Consider the following 16,400-nt stretch of genomic DNA (forward strand, 5'->3'; position numbering starts at 1 on the left):
GGATGTAACTCCCGCTAATTAGGCGCAAATTACGTAATAGCCGCTGTTAAATGCAAAAAAAAAGCAAGAAACAGTAGTGTTCCTTGCTTGAATAAGTTAAGCTAACAGATTAAAGCTTGTCGGACAGAGCCTTACCAGCTTTGAATTTAGCAACTTTCTTAGCTTTGATCTTGATGATCTGGCCAGTCTGTGGGTTTCTACCGTTACGAGCAGCACGTTTAGAAACAGAGAAAGTACCGAAACCTACTAAGGTTACTTTACCGCCTTTTTTCAGGGTATCAGCAACAGCTTTAGTGAAAGAATCCAGCGCTTCGTTAGCTTGGGTTTTAGTGATAGCGGCATCTTTTGCCAGCTTGTCGATTAATTCGGCTTTGTTCATAGCTAGTAAGATTTAACTAGTGAATAAAATGTTTGATGTGAGCAAATATAGCGCGTTTTATCAGATTACCAAATTTTTTGAATCTTTTTTAATCAAAAAATCATCGGCTGAAAACGCCTACAGATAACGGTTACAGCAGATTAACACTTGACATGTCAGCGATAGGGGAAACCCCTTACTTTGTTGAAAACCGCTATGACAGGCCATTTGCTGTACTATTTGATATAAACGCGTATGTGTTCCAAGTATTGTACCAAAGTCTAAACCCCGTGTGATCAGTGGATTTCCTGTGGATAAGTTTAACATTTACACAACCTGCATTACTGTGTTAAAAGCTACAAACTGGTTCCCGAACAGGTCATAGCCGGCCTTCCGAAGGGCCGGTGCATGCTCTTCCAGGTAGGTTTGATAGTTCTCCAATGTATCTGTAAAGTACTGGGTTGAGTATGTAGGTCCATCCTGGTCATCCTGCTCAAGCAGCCTGCAGATGCGGTAATCGTGGAAAAGCCCCGTTGCCATAATAGCCGGAATATGCTCTTCTTTCATCCATTGCAGCCACCTGTCATTGATGAAGTGTGATACCTTGGTCGTGACGTTATAAACAATCATGTGCAGAAGTTGGCTTTAAGACCCCAGTTGCAGGAATACAGGACAATGGTCTGAATGCTTTACATCCTGCCAGATCCGGGCATCCTTCAGTCTCTCCTGCAGGGGAGTTGTAACATTAATATAATCGATACGCCAGCCTTTGTTATTGGCCCTGGCATTAGACCGTACGCTCCACCAGCTGTATTGATGCGGCTCCGGATGATAATGACGGAAGGTATCCACAAATCCGTTGCTGAAGAATTTATCCAGCCAGGCCCGTTCTTCCGGCAGAAAGCCTGACGACTTTTTATTACCTACGGGGTCATGGATGTCTATCGGCTGGTGACATATATTATAGTCGCCACATACTACCAGGTTCGGTCTTGTGCTTTTCAACTGATCCAGGTAACCGTAAAATTCGTCCAGCCACTGGTATTTATAGGTCTGTCTTTCGTCGCCACTGGTGCCGGAGGGGATGTAGGTATTGATAAGGGTAATATCGCCAAAATCGAGCCTTATTACACGTCCTTCCGCATCACTCTGCATGAACCCGTTACCATATTGTACATGGTTAGGGGTGATCTTTGTCAGCACGGCCACCCCACTATACCCTTTTTTCTCTGCAGGGTACCAGTAGTGCTCGTAACCCAGTTCTTCAAATTGGCGGTAATCAACATTGTCTTTGTGGGCTTTGATCTCCTGCAGGCATACGATATCCGCGGGATCAGTTTTCAGCCATTCCGTAAAACCTTTGGTCATGGCGGAACGCAGTCCGTTTACATTATAGGATACAATTCTCATGGTGTGGTAGCTCATTCGTCCAAGGTCTATGGACATATTGGTGTTAATTATAAAAAAAACGGTAGTCCAATGATGGATGGACTACCGCTATATCGACTCATTACATGTCATATTCGAGTACGGGGCGTAGCCATTTTTCGGCTTCCTCTACGGTCCATCCTTTACGGGTGGCATAATCTTCTACCTGGTCTTTCTCTATCTTGCCAAGGCCAAAATACTTGGCCTCAGGATGGGCGAAATACCATCCGCTAACGCTGGAGGCTGGGTACATTGCGAGAGATTCGGTAAGGATGATACCGGTATTTTCAGTAGCGTCCAGCATGTCGAACAGCTTATATTTCTCGGTATGTTCAGGGCATGCCGGATAACCTGGTGCCGGACGGATACCGGAGTATTCCTCACGGATCAGGGCATCGTTATCCAGTTGTTCCTCGGATGCATATCCCCAGAACTCCTGTCTTACACGTTTGTGCATCAGCTCTGCGAAGGCCTCTACCAACCTGTCGGCAAGGGCTTTCAGCATGATACTGCTATAATCGTCGTGGTCTTCTTTGAACTTTTCCAGCCATTTTTCTATATCACCGCCCGTTGTAACCGCGAAGGCGCCCATATAGTCCTGGATGCCTGCTTCTGCCGGGGCAATGAAATCGGCCAGGGAAAAGTTCGGCTGACCGGGTGCCTTTTTGATCTGTTGACGGAGGCATTCCAGATGAACGGCGCCGGCGCCGGGTTTGGGAGATAATACGGAGATGGTATCGTCCGCACTTCTGTTTGCTGGGAACAGGCCTATCACGCCATTGGCAGTAAGCCATTTCTCTTCCACGATACGTTTCAGCATGGCTTTCGCGTCTTCGAAGAGGCGGGAGGCTTCCTGTCCGACAATTTCATCCGTCAGGATCTGCGGGAATTTACCATGAAGTTCCCAGGAGATAAAGAAGGGCTGCCAGTCAATAAACTCAGCTATATCAGCCAGGTTATAGTTCTTGAACACCTGTATGCCGAGCTTTTTAGGCACAACCGGCTTATAGTTGCTCCAGTCGGTGATAGCCTTATGCTGGCGGGCTTCTGCGATAGGGAGGTATTGTTTTACCGGTTTCTTGTTCCGGAAGTTTTCGTTCAGTTTCTGGTACTCGATCTTCACATCGTCTAGGAAGGTCTTCTTGAGCGCCTTATTCAGCAGGCTTCCGGTAACCGTTACGCTACGGGAAGCATCGAGTACGTGTATGACCCCATGTTCGTATTCAGGGGCTATTTTTACGGCTGTATGCGTACGGGAAGTGGTAGCGCCTCCGATGATCAGGGGCACTTCGAAATGCTGGCGTTTCATCTCCCTGGCTACATTTACCATCTCGTCGAGGCTGGGAGTGATCAGGCCACTGAGACCAATAATGTCCACCTGCTCCTGGCGGGCGGTCTGCAATATCTTCTCAGCGGGTACCATTACACCCATATCAATAATATCATAGCCGTTACAGCCCAGTACCACACCCACGATATTCTTGCCGATATCGTGCACGTCGCCTTTTACTGTAGCCAGCAGGATCTTTCCGGCGGATTTTACCACGCCACCATTCAGCGCCACCAGTTTTTGCTTTTCTTCCTCTATAAAAGGAGTAAGCACGGCCACTGATTTCTTCATTACACGGGCGCTTTTCACTACCTGGGGTAAGAACATCTTACCACTGCCAAACAGGTCGCCTACGATGTTCATGCCGGCCATGAGGGGACCTTCAATCACATCCAGCGGACGTGGGTATTGCTGACGGGCTTCTTCTGTATCGGCCTCAATATAGTCGGTGATACCGTTCACCAGGGCATGGCTCAGGCGTTCTTCCACGGTGCCCTGACGCCAGGTTTCATCTTTTTCAATCACCTTACCTTTACTCTTCACGGTTTCGGCAAAGGCGATCAGGCGTTCTGTAGCGTCTTCCCGGCGGTTCAGGATAGCATCGTCACAGAGTTCACGCAGTTCCGGCTCTATCTCGTCGTAGATCTGAAGCATACCAGCATTCACGATGCCCATGTTCATACCTGCCTTGATAGCATAGTAGAGGAACGCAGAGTGCATAGCTTCACGCACCACATCGTTACCACGGAAAGAGAAGGAAATATTACTTACCCCACCGCTTACGCTGGTGAGGGGCATCAGTTCTTTAATACGGCGGGTAGCGTTGATGAAGTCTACCGCATAGTTATTGTGCTCCTCTATACCCGTGGCAATCGCGAAGATGTTAGGGTCGAAGATGATATCCTGTGGATCAAAGCCTACCTTTTCTGTCAGTATCTTATAGGAGCGGTGGCAGAAGCTGACCTTTTTCTCTTCGGTATCAGCCTGTCCGTGTTCATCGAAAGCCATCACTACCACTGCGGCGCCAAAGGCTTTACAGATCTGTGCCTGTTCGATGAACTTCTCTTCACCTTCCTTCAGGCTGATGGAGTTGACGATACACTTACCCTGCAGGCATTTGAGGCCGGCCTCTATGATGCTGAACTTACTGGAGTCGATCATCACCGGAATCCTGGAGATGTCCGGCTCTGCTGCCAGAAGGTTCAGGAAGGTGGTCATGGCCTTTTCTCCATCCAGGAGGGCATCATCCATATTCACATCCAGTACCTGCGCGCCATTTTCCACCTGCTGGCGGGCTACGGAGAGGGCTTCTTCATATAAGCCTTCCCGGATCAGGCGGGCAAATTTCTTCGAACCGGTTACGTTGGTACGCTCACCGATATTAATGAAATTGGTCTCAGGCCTTACCACCAGCGGTTCTAAACCACTCAGACGGAGGAATGGTTTTATCACTTTGGTTTCGGGTGCCTGTAAAGTATCTGCTGAAGTGATTGTTTCGCTCATTTGTGTTGCTGTAGTAATTTATCAGTATAGACTTACGCCAGTTCTTCCACCTGTACAGGAAGAGGCCTTGGAGGCAGGGTCTTTACATGTTCTGCAATGTGACGGATATGGTCTGGTGTGGTGCCACAACAACCGCCTACGATGTTCACAAAACCTTCTTTGGCAAAATCTTCAATGATGTGTGCCGTATGATCAGGTGTTTCATCATATTCCCCAAAGGCATTCGGCAGACCCGCATTCGGGTAGCAGCTTACGTTGCAGGCTGCTATCTGCGACAGCTCGGAGATATAAGGACGCATCTGTTCTCCACCCAGCGCACAATTGAGCCCTACAGAGAAAGGTTTTGCATGCATCACAGAGATGTAGAAGGCTTCCAGTGTCTGGCCGCTCAGGGTCCTTCCGGAAGCATCCGTAATGGTACCCGATATCATCACCGGCAGTTCCGGCTGGGCAATATCACGGAAGTATTTTTTCGCAGCGAAAATGGCTGCTTTACTGTTCAGCGTGTCAAAGATGGTCTCGATGAGCAAAATGTCTACGCCTCCTTCATGCAGTCCCTTGATCTGTTCATAGTAAGCATTCACTACCTCGTCAAAAGTAACGGAACGGAAGCCCGGATTGTTTACATCGGGAGAAAGAGACAGCGTTTTATTCAGCGGACCGATAGCACCTGCCACAAACCTGGGTTTATCAGGGTTTTTGGCGGTATACTCATCTGCAGCTTTCCTGGCGATACGCGCAGCGGCTACGTTCAGCTCAAAGGCAAGCGACTGCATATCGTAGTCTGCCATGGCAATGAAAGTGCTGCTGAAAGTATTGGTCTCGATAATATCGGCGCCCGCTTCCAGGTATTCTTTATGTATTGCTTCGATGATGTGGGGTTGTGTAAGACAGAGCAGGTCGTTATTACCTTTTACATCCAGATGATAATCTTTAAAGCGTTCACCCCTGTAATCCGCTTCCTCCAGCTTGTATCGCTGGATCATGGTACCCATTGCCCCATCAATGATCAGAATGCGCTCTGCGGCGCATTGGGATAATGATTTCATAATTGTAATACGTTTATTAGTTACGGTTGAATAATACCCGCAGGTCGAACAATAAACAAATCCACCCGCAGAAACTAATAAACAAAGGTACTTAATAATTACCTTATTACGCGAGTGCAGCGCATCGCCGCCGGCGCTAAGCAGCGTGATATTATGGAAAGATATCATAAAGGCGCCAATAAGGTAATTATCCTCAGAAGCAGAGAAGAACTTTTTATGCCGAAAGAGGGCCGTCCATGCGGATAAAGAGTGTAATGACATGTACTTATCAGAAAAAATTTGTTTTGATTTAAAAGTCTACTATATTTGTAGGGTAATAGGAAGTAAGACTTCCACAACGAGAATTACAATGCAAAAAGACGTACAACAATCGTTAAGGCATTTCAATACCCAGAACATGCTTACATACAATTGCCTTTATAACCAGGGCTGTTGTTGCTAAACCGGCGTATTACCACCATTTGACCGTTTAGTTTCGTAACCTGCATTAAATCATTATTATAATGAGTATTGCCGAGCATGTAAAAAGCTTGCAGCAACACCTTGCGCAGTATGGACTGTACCAGGTGCCTGCGGATGCTGACAGAGAGGGATCAGAGGTCTTTAAGATTTGTTTTCTGAATAAATATGAGATGCAGCGCTGGCAGGAACTGAGAGAAAAGGAACGTGAACAGCGTGATGAGCATTCAATATAAAAACATTAACCAACCATATCGCATTTTCATAACGTGGAATTACAGGTTAAACACACACGGGTGTTGTTCAGCACCCGTATCTCTTTAAGCAAAACGCTTAACACGAAATGGGCGACCATTCTGTGTTAAGCGTTTTGCTTAATTTTTTATGTATGTTTAGATGTGCCTGGCGGCCGTCTGATCAGTGTAATGATTACTTCTGCACATAACTCTCCAGCGGCAACCTGTTGGAGATAGATCTGGCAAGCGTCATCTCATCCGCATATTCCAGCTCTCCACCAAAGGCAATCCCTCTTGCGATTGTCGTGATCTTTACCGGGAACTCCTTGAGTTTTTTGGACAGATAATAGATCGTAGTATCTCCTTCAATCGTAGGACTGAGCGCCATGATGATCTCTTCAATCCCTTGTTGCTGTACCCTGTCCACCAGGGAATAGATATTCAGCTGTTCAGGGCCGACACCATCAATAGGGGAGATGATACCTCCTAATACATGGTAAGTCCCGTTAAACTGTTGGGTATTTTCGATGGCCATCACGTCGCGGATATTCTCCACTACACATACCAGGGCCTTATTCCTGGAAGGATTGCTACAGATGCTACAGATCTCCTGGTCGGAAACATTATGGCAGATCTTACAGAATTTGATCTGGTCCCGCATACGGGTCACTACTTCACCAAACAGCTTTACCTGTGCCGGATCCTGCTTCAACAGGTGCAATACCAGGCGTAAGGCCGTTTTTTTGCCAATGCCCGGCAACCGCGCAAACTCGTTAACTGCATTTTCTATCAGGGCGGAGGAAAATATCATGATGTAAAATTAGGAATTATAACGTCAGCGGGATCTTTACCCCCCAGTTGGCTTTAATATTCTCTTTTTTCGGGAAGCTGACTACCCTTTCCGGCTGTTTTTTGGGTGTACCATAGTACACACCGCGATCCCATTTTCCGTTATTATTCTCATCCAGGAGTATCCAGACCTCATATTCCCCAGGTGTAATGCGCTTCTGCACCCAGGTGTTCCGCTCTATTTTTCCGGAATATTTTATCTCCTTATCCTTGATCAGCTGGGCTACATAATGCATTGTATCACTCACCATCGATTTGGTACTGTCGCTAAGCGTCAGGGTCAGCATTACGCGGCCATAATCAGATTCTTTTTTAGCTGCAAAGCTGATGGTATCTGCTTTTGCCGGTTGGGCACCGGTTGTATCAGCTACGGATTCTTTAGGGATGATCAGCCTGTAGGGCTTGCCTTCCTTCCAGTCAAAGTTCACCGATAATTTGGTACGGGTGGAATCGAAGGAAGTTGTAAAGGTCACTGGCGTAAACACGGTATCCTGCGATAAACGAAAGGCGGTGCTGTCGAACGTTTTAACGGGTGCGCTGAAGGTGAGCAGCAGCGGTTTGCCCAGCTCCTGCTTATTGTCTTCCAGGGTAGGAGAGATATTCAGGGTGCGTTTCTTCTTCTTTTCTTTTTCCTTCTCCTTTTTTTCCTTCTCCGTCTCTTCCTCAGCCGGTGGTGCTTGTTCCGCGGCACCCTCTTCTGGCTTCTTGATGGTACTGTCCTGCTCCATGAACATCAGCATGGTGATATCTTTCAGGTTCTGGTCTCTCAGGTGCAGCAGGCTGTCGCCGAAAGCGATCAGTTCCTTTGGCTGGTTGTACTGAAGGTCCCTGTCTTCCTCTTTCAGGGCAAATAGCTTGTAATCGCCGGGTGCCATATTCCTGAACCAGAAGGACCCATTACCCCTGGAACGGGCATAATAAACAGGTTTCTCCTTAGATACGACAGAGTCTATCGTATTCCGGTAAATCATGACAGACACGTTACTGTCAGATTTCCCGGTTTCTGCGTCTATAATAAAGCCCCTTACCTGGAGGGAATCCAGGTAATCGCCGGTAGATATAACATACTGGAAATCCTGTATAGGATTGCTTTCGTTGTTATCCCGGATGGCGTCAGAAAAGTTAAAAGTATAGGTGGTATTCTCCGCCAGCGTATCCTTGATCACCATAGTAACGGTTTTCAGCTTGGAAGTTACCGTCGGGGTACGTTTAAGGGTAGGAGACACGATCAGCTTTTCGAAGACATTGTCCAGCTGTACATATTCGTTAAACGTAAAGGAGACTTTGTGCGCCTTGAAGTGGAGGGTAGAATCTGGTGGTGATATGTACGTTATCTTCGGCGCAAGCGTATCTTTCGGTCCGCCGCTGGGTGGAACAATGTTGGCGCAGCCCTGGAGCAAAAAGACGGAGGCACTTATCACTATCAGCCAGTAAGCCCAGCCACGAAAGTTATGATTCATTATCTATAGTATTATACCAAAAACCGGCTCCAAAGATCAAATTCCAAACAGTAAAATCCAAATCAGTCTGCTGTACGCCCTATTCAGTCTCCCAAACGGGCGGGAAGCGCCATTTCATTCTCCGCTTCCAGCTCATGCAGTGCCACATACAGTTTATTATCTTTCACGAAATTGCACCATACACAGTCTTTTTTGCCACAACCCGTATAGAACTCCCTGTTCTGGATCTTTGTCCAGGCAGCCACGATCTGTTGGGTCACGAGACTCACATCTTCCGGGGTAATGACCACCTTTTCCTTATGATATACTTTCTGCCTATTCGGCTCAATAAAGTCAAATTCGGTACTGACTACTTTCCAGTCCTTCTGGTGATAATTATCCAGCAAGACCTTATAAAACACTGCCTGCCGCCAATAGTCCCCGCCCTCAGGGTGTAGAGGATCAGGACGGGCAAACTTTTGGTATTCCCGGATAGCCTTTTCAAAATCGCCGGTCTTGTAATCCACCACATTCACCCGGTTCCCATCAAATTCCAACTTGTCGATCTTGCCTTTCAGGGGTACACCGCTGACTACCACATTGCGGACATTCCGTTCCACGCTGACCACCTTATTCCATTGTGCCAGATAGGTATCGTAATAACTGTCCAGGATATCTTTTCCGTATTCCATCCTTCTTTCAAAGGATTCCCGGGTGAAGCTTTCCCGGTTCCGCAGCATGCTCCAGGTAAAGTCGCGGATGAATTCTTCTTTGGATGGGAATGTGTATTGTTTGCTTTCCTGCATTTTCTGGAACAGCTTTTCCAGCGCATAATGAACGGCGGAGCCAAACTCCGTGTTTTCCGAGCGGCCGGAAGGTACCCGTACCAGGTTCTTATAGTAGAAGCCCAGGGGGCAGTCCAGGTAGTTGTTAAGGGCGGTCACATTCATCACAAAACTGGCCAGCAGGTTGTCAATGAACTGCTGATCGGTTCTCGCTATTTCCGGTGCCACGCCATGGGTATATTGGAGGGTTTCGAATGTGAACAGCACATCTTCCGGAATTATTACTTTCTCCACCGGCAGAGGATGTTGTTCCAGTATTTCCGTCACGAACAGGCTGGGCTCCAGTGGTTTGCCATCTGTCTTGAACTCCGGGTAACTGATATACAGGTATTTCTCTGCCCGGGTCAGTGCCACATAAAACAGCCTGCGGAGTTCCTGTTCATCAGTACTGGTCACTGCTGTGGTGAAGAGCGTATCCGGAAAGGCGAACCCGGTATTGCTCCTGGTTTTCTTCTCCCAGAGGTGGGAGTTGGCGCCGGCAATGAATACATATTCAAATTCCAGTCCTTTGGCGCCGTGGGCGGTGAGCAGGTTGATACCCTTTTCATTACCCGACACCTGGACGATGGGAATGGTAATATGATTATGCGCCATCAGGTCTGTCATGTCCATGAAGGGCACCAGTGACAGATCCGGATTGCGGTGCGTTTCTGCTTTTATAAAGTCAAAGAGGGACTGCAGCACTTTCATGAGCCAGGGCTTTTCCGGTGATTTCATCACGAAGGAAAGCACACCGCATTCATTGATAATGGCGGCAAAAAGCTGTTGCAGGGTGAGGTTATGGGCATCCTTTATCAGCCGTTCCATGATACGGGTGAAGTCGATAAGGGCCTGTTCAGGAGCCTCTGTAAAAAGCGTGAGATTACGGGTATGTTGCCATTCCTGGAGGTACTGGCGTATGGAGGATTTCTCCCGGTAACCTTTCTCTGCCGACCTTATACTGATCTTGGCGACCTCTATGGCTGGGATGTTGTAAAAGTCGTAGTGAAGAATGGAGAACAGCAAATCGTCTCCACTGTAAGGCGTATCCATTTCACAGGCAATATAGCGGAGGATGGTCAGCACCTTACGGGCAAACGGTATTTCAAACAGGTTGATGCTCCGTTTTGAATAGAAGGGTATATCCTGAAACCGGCAGTAACGGGCCAGTTCTTCCCCATATTTATTTTCCCGGTAAATCACAGCGATCCTGCCGGGGGCTACGCCATTATCCAGCAACTGTGCAATCTGCCGGGTAATGTCTATCATTTCATCCCGGGAAGTATTGTAACGCCGGATAACAGGCGGAATGTCCAGTGGTATCAGGTGACTGGCAGCAGCAGCCAGGTGTTTGCTGAGTCCCGGTAACTGGTTCACCAGCCGGGCCTCTCCGTTGTTTTCTATCAGGGACATGGATACATCCAGGATAGACTGTACGGATCGGTAATTGCGTGTCAGCACGATGGTGTGCAGCGTATCGGCAAAGGTGTCTGCAAACTGCGCCATGTTTTCGATGCTGGCGCCCTGGAAGCGGTAAATGGACTGATCATCATCGCCCACCACAAAGATGTTGGGCGCTTCCTGTCCGCCTGTCAGCAGTTGCACCAGTTTGTTCTGGGTACCGCTGGTATCCTGGTATTCATCCACCAGGATGTATTGGAACCGTTCCCGGTAGTCGGCCAGCAGATTAGGATAGGTATTAAAAGCCCCGATCACCCAGTTGATCATATCATCAAAATCGTAACGGCCGGCGGCATGCATCAGCGCTGTGTATATAGGAAACTGTTCCACAGCGGCCTGGAGGCGTACCATCTTTTCCTTTTCCAGGGCAATTTTATCAGTGCGGACATCTCCCTTGGCAAATTGCCTGGTAGCTTTCTTTGCCATGAAGGCATCCCTTTCAGGAAGGCTTTCAATATAGGCAGAGATAGCATCTGTAATATATTCCACAGACCAGCCTTCTTTCTTAATGGTAGAGAAAAGGTGGTCGAGGTTTTTCATGTCGAAGTATACGTCACCCCGGTAGCGTTTCAGGGGATTGTCTTTTGTGAAACCATCAATCAGTTTCTTCAGGAGCTGGATCTTTTCCAGCTCTGAAACAGGATCGAGTTGATGTTTGTCAAACAAGCCCAGGTTATCCTGGATCACTTCGTTACAGAAGGAATGGAATGTGTGGATATTAACGCGGTAAGCATCGGGACCGATAAAGTCTGTTAAGCGTTTTCTCATGGCCACGGTTCCGGCATCTGTATAAGTAAGGCAGAGGATGTTCTGTGGCAGATAGTCAGTATCCAGGAGTATTTTGCCGATACGGGCTGCCAGGATCTGTGTTTTGCCTGTGCCGGGGCCGGCAATGACCATAACAGGGCCTTCCGTCTGATCGACGGCGTTGCGCTGCTGCACGTTCAGGCGGGCATAGACTTCCCTGAAATGATGCTGGTACTGATCTCTGGACATGACTATATTTGAACATGGCATCGGGCCACACAAAACATACATGAAGTTATGGGAAAAATTTATCGTTTGCAGTATGAACAGGTATTAAACACCAGTATGGATCTTGCCTGGACATTCTTTTCACGGGCTGATAACCTGGAAAAGATCACGCCGTCGTATATGCGTTATGTGGTCACCTCACCACCCACAGACAAGCCGGTGTATGCGGGGCAGATCATTACCTATGTGATCCGTCCTGTACTGGGTATTCCCTTGCGGTGGATGACCGAGATCACGCATGTAGCTGAAGGGAGATATTTTGTGGATGAGCAACGGCAGGGACCGTACGGCTTCTGGCATCACCAGCATCATTTTGAAGAGGTACCAGAAGGGGTGAGAATGACTGATATTGTCCATTATGCCATGCCCTTCGGAATATTAGGCAGTATCGCTCATGCACTCTTTGTGCAGCGGCAGCTGCGCGACATCTTTGCCTTCCGCAAAGCTGCCATTGAACGCTTGTTCGAAATGAACTAAGATAAAATAAGATGTTATAACAAGAAATTGATCGTTAGTAATTAATAGTTTATCTTAGTTTACTCTTAAACCTATAACACTTGCAGCAAGCGGCTGTTCATATAGACGAATACATCATTACTGAACGATTGATAGCAGGAGATCCCGTTGCCCAGGAACTGGTCTATGACTATTATGGCCCCGCATTATACAGTATCATTCTGCAGGTAGTGGGGGATACGGCGACAGCGGAGGAAGTACTCACCCGGACATTCATACATATATTTAAGAACGTTACGGCTTATAAAGAGACAGGAAGCGCTACTTTATTCGGATGGCTGATGAGAATAGCCCGTGAGCATGCCTTAAGGGAAGCAGCAGCAGTGGAGGAAAGCGAGAGTAACAGCAATGATATGATGAAACATGACAGCAACCTGTTACAGCGTTTTGCCAACAAACTCCCGGAAGAAAGCAGGACAATATTCCACTTATGCTATTATAAAGGACTGCCCAAAGAAGCAGTCGCCCGCATGTTAGGGGAACAGCCCGATGAAGTGATGACAAAACTGAAAGATGTCATGGTTGCATTCAGAAAATTTTTAGGGGAATAATTGGAACTTAATCACTACATACAAAGCGGGATCATCGAGAGCTACGTGCTGGGGATCGCAACTGCCAGTGAGATGGAGGAATTGCAGCAGATGTGCCGCCTGTATCCCTCATTGAATGCGGAGATCATAGCTGTAGAGCGCAGAATAGAAAGAACGGCCCTTGCAGAAGCAGTGCTGCCCTCCCCATATCTTAAACAACGTATATTCCAGCACATCAACTGGCGGGAAGAGCTACCACCAACAGACGATAACTCGCGCTACACGTTTATCAATATACACTCGAAGGACTCCCAACATATCACTGTTCACAAGTGGTGGCGCCTGTTCTTTATTATCACTTTTCTCCTCTCCAAAGTTTGCCTTTTCTTTGCGATTTATTTCTTCCTGAAATATCAGCAGTCGCGGGAAAAAGGAAAAGAAGAACGACAGCAGATACGTACTGAGCAGATAACATCCCCAAAATAAGTCAGATATTTGTGGTAACATAGGTGTATATACTTATGCCGATCAAATTAAACATCTCATTATCAATTTGCTGTGAAGGGCCTTTGATTATCATGTGATTTTTATTTGGAAATGAATTAGCTTAATTTGACATTTGATGGTTATGCGCAGCGATGAAACTGCGTTGCAACATTTGCCGTAGATAAATAGATACTTTTTCGCTTTGGACCTTAATGATTACATAGAAAGTGGCATTATCGAAAGTTATCTGCTTGGCTTAGCTTCTGATGAAGAGGCTGAGTTATTCGAGCATATGCGTAATCTGTATCCGGAGTTAAATACCGAGATATCGGCGGCGGAATACAGGTTACAGAAGGTAATGGAAGATGGCGTAACGCCACCGGCCGTCGTATGGAACAAAATTGCTGAAAGGCTGACACCTCATGGACGGAATGGTTATTATTCGAAAGCCGGTAGGCAACAAACAGACGGACCTCAGACATATATATTACAACCACGTAACAACACGATCACTGTCAGCATATGGTGGCGTTGTACCGTCATTGCTATGATGGTGATTATCATGGCGCTTGTGGCTAGTACCCTTTACTTTTATCAGCAGTTCCGCAATATGGAAGAGCGTTTAATGCGCTTATACCCAACTCATACGGAAATGGCTCCTCCCGATGTGCATTGAGCGATTTGGTACGTTTCTTGTTTTTTCCCACCTTGCGTCCGTAATGCATTGCATTTCCGACAATTTAAACATCAAATTATTTGAACATGAAACACCTTACACTTGCAGTATTATGCCTCGTAGCATCTGTATTTGCCATATCCTGTAAATCCCAAAAAGGCGCTACCGACACAGCACAAAGCGCCAGCAAAGGTTCCATTAAAGGAAACTGGGTTGTAACAGATATTAATTTTGACGGTATTCCAAGAGGCTCTAAGGTGACTGTTTTTGACGAGGCTTCTTACAACTGCTTCAAAGGCAGCCAGTGGATCCTGCCTTCCAATAACAATGGTTCTTATACGTTGTCTTCTACTGAAGATGGTTGTTCTACCGCAACACAAGCCATCGTATGGTCTATATACAAACAGGGCGGTGTTGACATGTTCCAGTTTAAGAAAGTGGGCGGCGGTGTAAAAGCCAAGAATGTAATTGATGGCTACCGTGTAGAGATTAGTTCTCTGAGCAGTACTTCTATGGTATGGAGAGCAGCGGTAAACTTTGAAGGTAAAACTGGTTATATCGTATATACCCTGCAACGTAGCTAAGCGATACAAGGCTATACGTTATTATAGCACAGCGCTTAACATTTACATGGTGTATGCCTTGTGAAATGTTAAGCGTTTTTGTTTTCAGGATCTATGGTTTGTACCCCGGCATGTTGCCGCGCAAAGCGCATGAATAACTGGGCCAGTTTATCCTGCTGCCCCTGTAAATAGATGAAGTGGAACTTCCTTACCAGTTTGAAGTTCTTTACCGGCAGGATCTTAAATTCACCTGCTTCCAGTTCCCGTTTCACTGCATGCAGAGAAAGGAATGCCGCACAAGGTGCGTAATGCAGGTATGATTTTATGCTCTCCGTACTGCCCATGTACATCGCTATCTGCAGGTCCGTGAGCTTCAGTTTAAGCCTCTTCAGTTCATCGGTGATCACTTCCAGTGTGCCGGAACCCTGTTCGCGCATCAGTAGGGGAATGGACTTGAGCTCCGTAGCTGTCAGCGGTGTATCGTCATTACCCTCACCATAGTTATATTTCACATTCCCGATGAGGGCTATTTCGTCTTTTGCAAACTCCACATATTTCAGCACGGGATTTTTTGAACGGCCTTCTATCAACCCCAGTTGGATCGTTTTGTCGAAGAGTGCCTGTTCCACCTGTTCTGTATTACCGGAAATTAGGGAGGCCGTTATCTCAGGATAACGCTGGTTGAACTGCGCCAGCAGAGGCGGAATGAAATACTGTGCAATGGTCGTACTGGCACCGAGGGATAGCAGGCCACCCTGTTCATGCTTTAGCTGGTTGATCTCGTACTCGAGGTTACGGTAGCTGGTAAAGATATCATCTGCATGTTTGAGCATCACCTGGCCGGCACGGGTGATCTTGATCTTATTACCAATACGTTCAAACAGCGCCATGCCCAATTGCTGTTCCAATTCGTGAATATGTTTCGTCACGGCTGGTTGTGAGATGAACAATTCTTCAGCAGCCTTTGTGAAGCTGAGGCGCCTGGCTACTGTGTAGAATACTTTTAACCTGAAGTCCAACATTAGTTAAATGTACGAAGAAAAAAAGCGGTTATCCTACCGGGGCAGGATAACCGCTTATGAAAAATGTGATGTGATTAAGCTTTTTTCTCTTCAGCTTTTTTTTCTTTATTTTCCTTGAAGCGCTTGTCAGGAGTACCGTCTGCCTTTTTAGGACCTTCTGGTTTTCCATCCTTGTTTTCTTTGAAACGCTTATCAGGGGTACCATCTTTCTTCAATGGACCCTGTGCTTTGGTTTCCTTGTTCTCTTTGTTTTCTTTAAAACGTTTGTCAGGAGTACCGTCTTTCTTTACTGGTTTGCCGGAAGCGCTGTCCAGTGCCGGACGGCTAGCTTTCTGACCTGGTTTTTCCGCTCTGTGTTCAGCTTTTGCTGGTTTCTGCTGAGTGGCCGGCGTCTGCGCCATAGTAACAGAAGCACCCATGAAAAGTGCTAACACCGCTGTTAAAATCTTTTTCATTTTCATTGTTGGATTAGAGTGAAAAATTAGGCATTTTTTTAATAGATAGGTGTGGTGACCTATAATATTTATTCGGATGTTTTAACGTAGTGATTTGCAGTTTCTTGAAACGTAGTTTCCGCAAGAGATTGCGTATTGATACGCTTGACAAAGGGCTTGTCATGAGCGTACCTTTGTATCA

General features: G+C 46.8%; 16 protein-coding genes. 6 read left to right on the forward strand and 10 right to left on the reverse strand.

What is annotated here, in order from left to right:
• Nucleotides 1-109: 109 nt before the first annotated feature.
• The 5 genes from CLV42_RS02135 to CLV42_RS02155 all read right to left on the reverse strand — a co-directional run bounded on the left by CLV42_RS02135 (nt 110) and on the right by CLV42_RS02155 (nt 5,668).
• Entirely contained in the window at nt 110-379 is a 270-nt protein-coding gene (locus tag CLV42_RS02135; RefSeq protein ID WP_029465307.1) for an HU family DNA-binding protein, read from the reverse strand.
• Nucleotides 380-685: 306 nt separating this feature from the next.
• Nucleotides 686-988 carry a DUF4286 family protein gene (locus tag CLV42_RS02140; RefSeq protein WP_106600249.1) on the reverse strand — a complete coding sequence of 101 codons (303 nt, stop codon included), beginning with the start codon at nt 986-988 and terminating at the stop codon, nt 686-688.
• A gap of 15 nt (nt 989-1,003) precedes the next feature.
• Nucleotides 1,004-1,804 (reverse strand): exodeoxyribonuclease III, encoded by an 801-nt coding sequence (locus CLV42_RS02145; protein WP_245901411.1) that lies wholly within the window; start codon nt 1,802-1,804, stop codon nt 1,004-1,006.
• Nucleotides 1,805-1,868: 64 nt separating this feature from the next.
• On the reverse strand, nt 1,869-4,619 hold the full coding sequence (metH, locus tag CLV42_RS02150) for a methionine synthase (protein ID WP_106600250.1): 2,751 nt from the start codon (nt 4,617-4,619) through the stop codon (nt 1,869-1,871).
• 32 nt (nt 4,620-4,651) lie between these two features.
• On the reverse strand, nt 4,652-5,668 hold the full coding sequence (locus CLV42_RS02155) for a homocysteine S-methyltransferase family protein (RefSeq protein ID WP_106600702.1): 1,017 nt from the start codon (nt 5,666-5,668) through the stop codon (nt 4,652-4,654).
• A 503-nt stretch (nt 5,669-6,171) separates the two neighbouring features.
• Here CLV42_RS02155 and CLV42_RS02160 point away from each other — a divergent pair.
• Nucleotides 6,172-6,363 (forward strand): hypothetical protein, encoded by a 192-nt coding sequence (locus CLV42_RS02160; protein WP_106600251.1) that lies wholly within the window; start codon nt 6,172-6,174, stop codon nt 6,361-6,363.
• A 193-nt stretch (nt 6,364-6,556) separates the two neighbouring features.
• On the opposite strand, the gene recR is transcribed toward CLV42_RS02160, so the two are convergent.
• From recR to CLV42_RS02175, 3 genes are all read right to left on the reverse strand, one after another.
• Nucleotides 6,557-7,174 carry a recombination mediator RecR gene (gene recR, locus CLV42_RS02165; RefSeq protein ID WP_106600252.1) on the reverse strand — a complete coding sequence of 206 codons (618 nt, stop codon included), beginning with the start codon at nt 7,172-7,174 and terminating at the stop codon, nt 6,557-6,559.
• Between the two features lie 16 nt (nt 7,175-7,190).
• Nucleotides 7,191-8,672, reverse strand: a complete 1,482-nt coding sequence (locus CLV42_RS02170; protein ID WP_106600253.1) for an Ig-like domain-containing protein — start codon at nt 8,670-8,672, stop codon at nt 7,191-7,193.
• 83 nt (nt 8,673-8,755) lie between these two features.
• Nucleotides 8,756-11,932 (reverse strand): ATP-dependent helicase, encoded by a 3,177-nt coding sequence (locus CLV42_RS02175; RefSeq protein ID WP_106600254.1) that lies wholly within the window; start codon nt 11,930-11,932, stop codon nt 8,756-8,758.
• Nucleotides 11,933-11,980: 48 nt separating this feature from the next.
• On the opposite strand from CLV42_RS02175, the gene CLV42_RS02180 reads away from it, so the two are divergent.
• The 5 genes from CLV42_RS02180 to CLV42_RS02200 all read left to right on the forward strand — a co-directional run bounded on the left by CLV42_RS02180 (nt 11,981) and on the right by CLV42_RS02200 (nt 14,763).
• Nucleotides 11,981-12,448: an SRPBCC family protein gene (locus tag CLV42_RS02180; protein ID WP_106600255.1), complete on the forward strand. Its 468-nt coding sequence runs from the start codon at nt 11,981-11,983 to the stop codon at nt 12,446-12,448.
• 80 nt (nt 12,449-12,528) lie between these two features.
• On the forward strand, nt 12,529-13,038 hold the full coding sequence (locus tag CLV42_RS02185; protein ID WP_106600256.1) for an RNA polymerase sigma factor: 510 nt from the start codon (nt 12,529-12,531) through the stop codon (nt 13,036-13,038).
• Nucleotides 13,039-13,503, forward strand: coding sequence for a hypothetical protein (locus CLV42_RS02190; RefSeq protein ID WP_106600257.1), 465 nt, complete (start codon nt 13,039-13,041; stop codon nt 13,501-13,503).
• 202 nt (nt 13,504-13,705) lie between these two features.
• Nucleotides 13,706-14,179: a hypothetical protein gene (locus tag CLV42_RS02195; RefSeq protein ID WP_106600258.1), complete on the forward strand. Its 474-nt coding sequence runs from the start codon at nt 13,706-13,708 to the stop codon at nt 14,177-14,179.
• Between the two features lie 86 nt (nt 14,180-14,265).
• Nucleotides 14,266-14,763, forward strand: a complete 498-nt coding sequence (locus tag CLV42_RS02200; RefSeq protein WP_106600259.1) for a lipocalin family protein — start codon at nt 14,266-14,268, stop codon at nt 14,761-14,763.
• A gap of 68 nt (nt 14,764-14,831) precedes the next feature.
• Here the strand turns inward: CLV42_RS02200 and CLV42_RS02205 are convergent, their stop codons facing one another.
• Both CLV42_RS02205 and CLV42_RS02210 read right to left on the reverse strand, forming a co-directional pair.
• The gene (locus CLV42_RS02205; protein ID WP_106600260.1) at nt 14,832-15,764 is read right to left on the reverse strand and encodes a LysR substrate-binding domain-containing protein; all 933 of its coding nucleotides are present in this window, start codon (nt 15,762-15,764) and stop codon (nt 14,832-14,834) included.
• Nucleotides 15,765-15,838: 74 nt separating this feature from the next.
• On the reverse strand, nt 15,839-16,219 hold the full coding sequence (locus tag CLV42_RS02210; RefSeq protein WP_211303373.1) for a hypothetical protein: 381 nt from the start codon (nt 16,217-16,219) through the stop codon (nt 15,839-15,841).
• Between the last annotated feature and the right edge of the window lie 181 nt (nt 16,220-16,400).

This window comes from Chitinophaga ginsengisoli (assembly GCF_003014595.1).
Taxonomy (GTDB): Bacteria; Bacteroidota; Bacteroidia; order Chitinophagales; family Chitinophagaceae; genus Chitinophaga; species Chitinophaga ginsengisoli.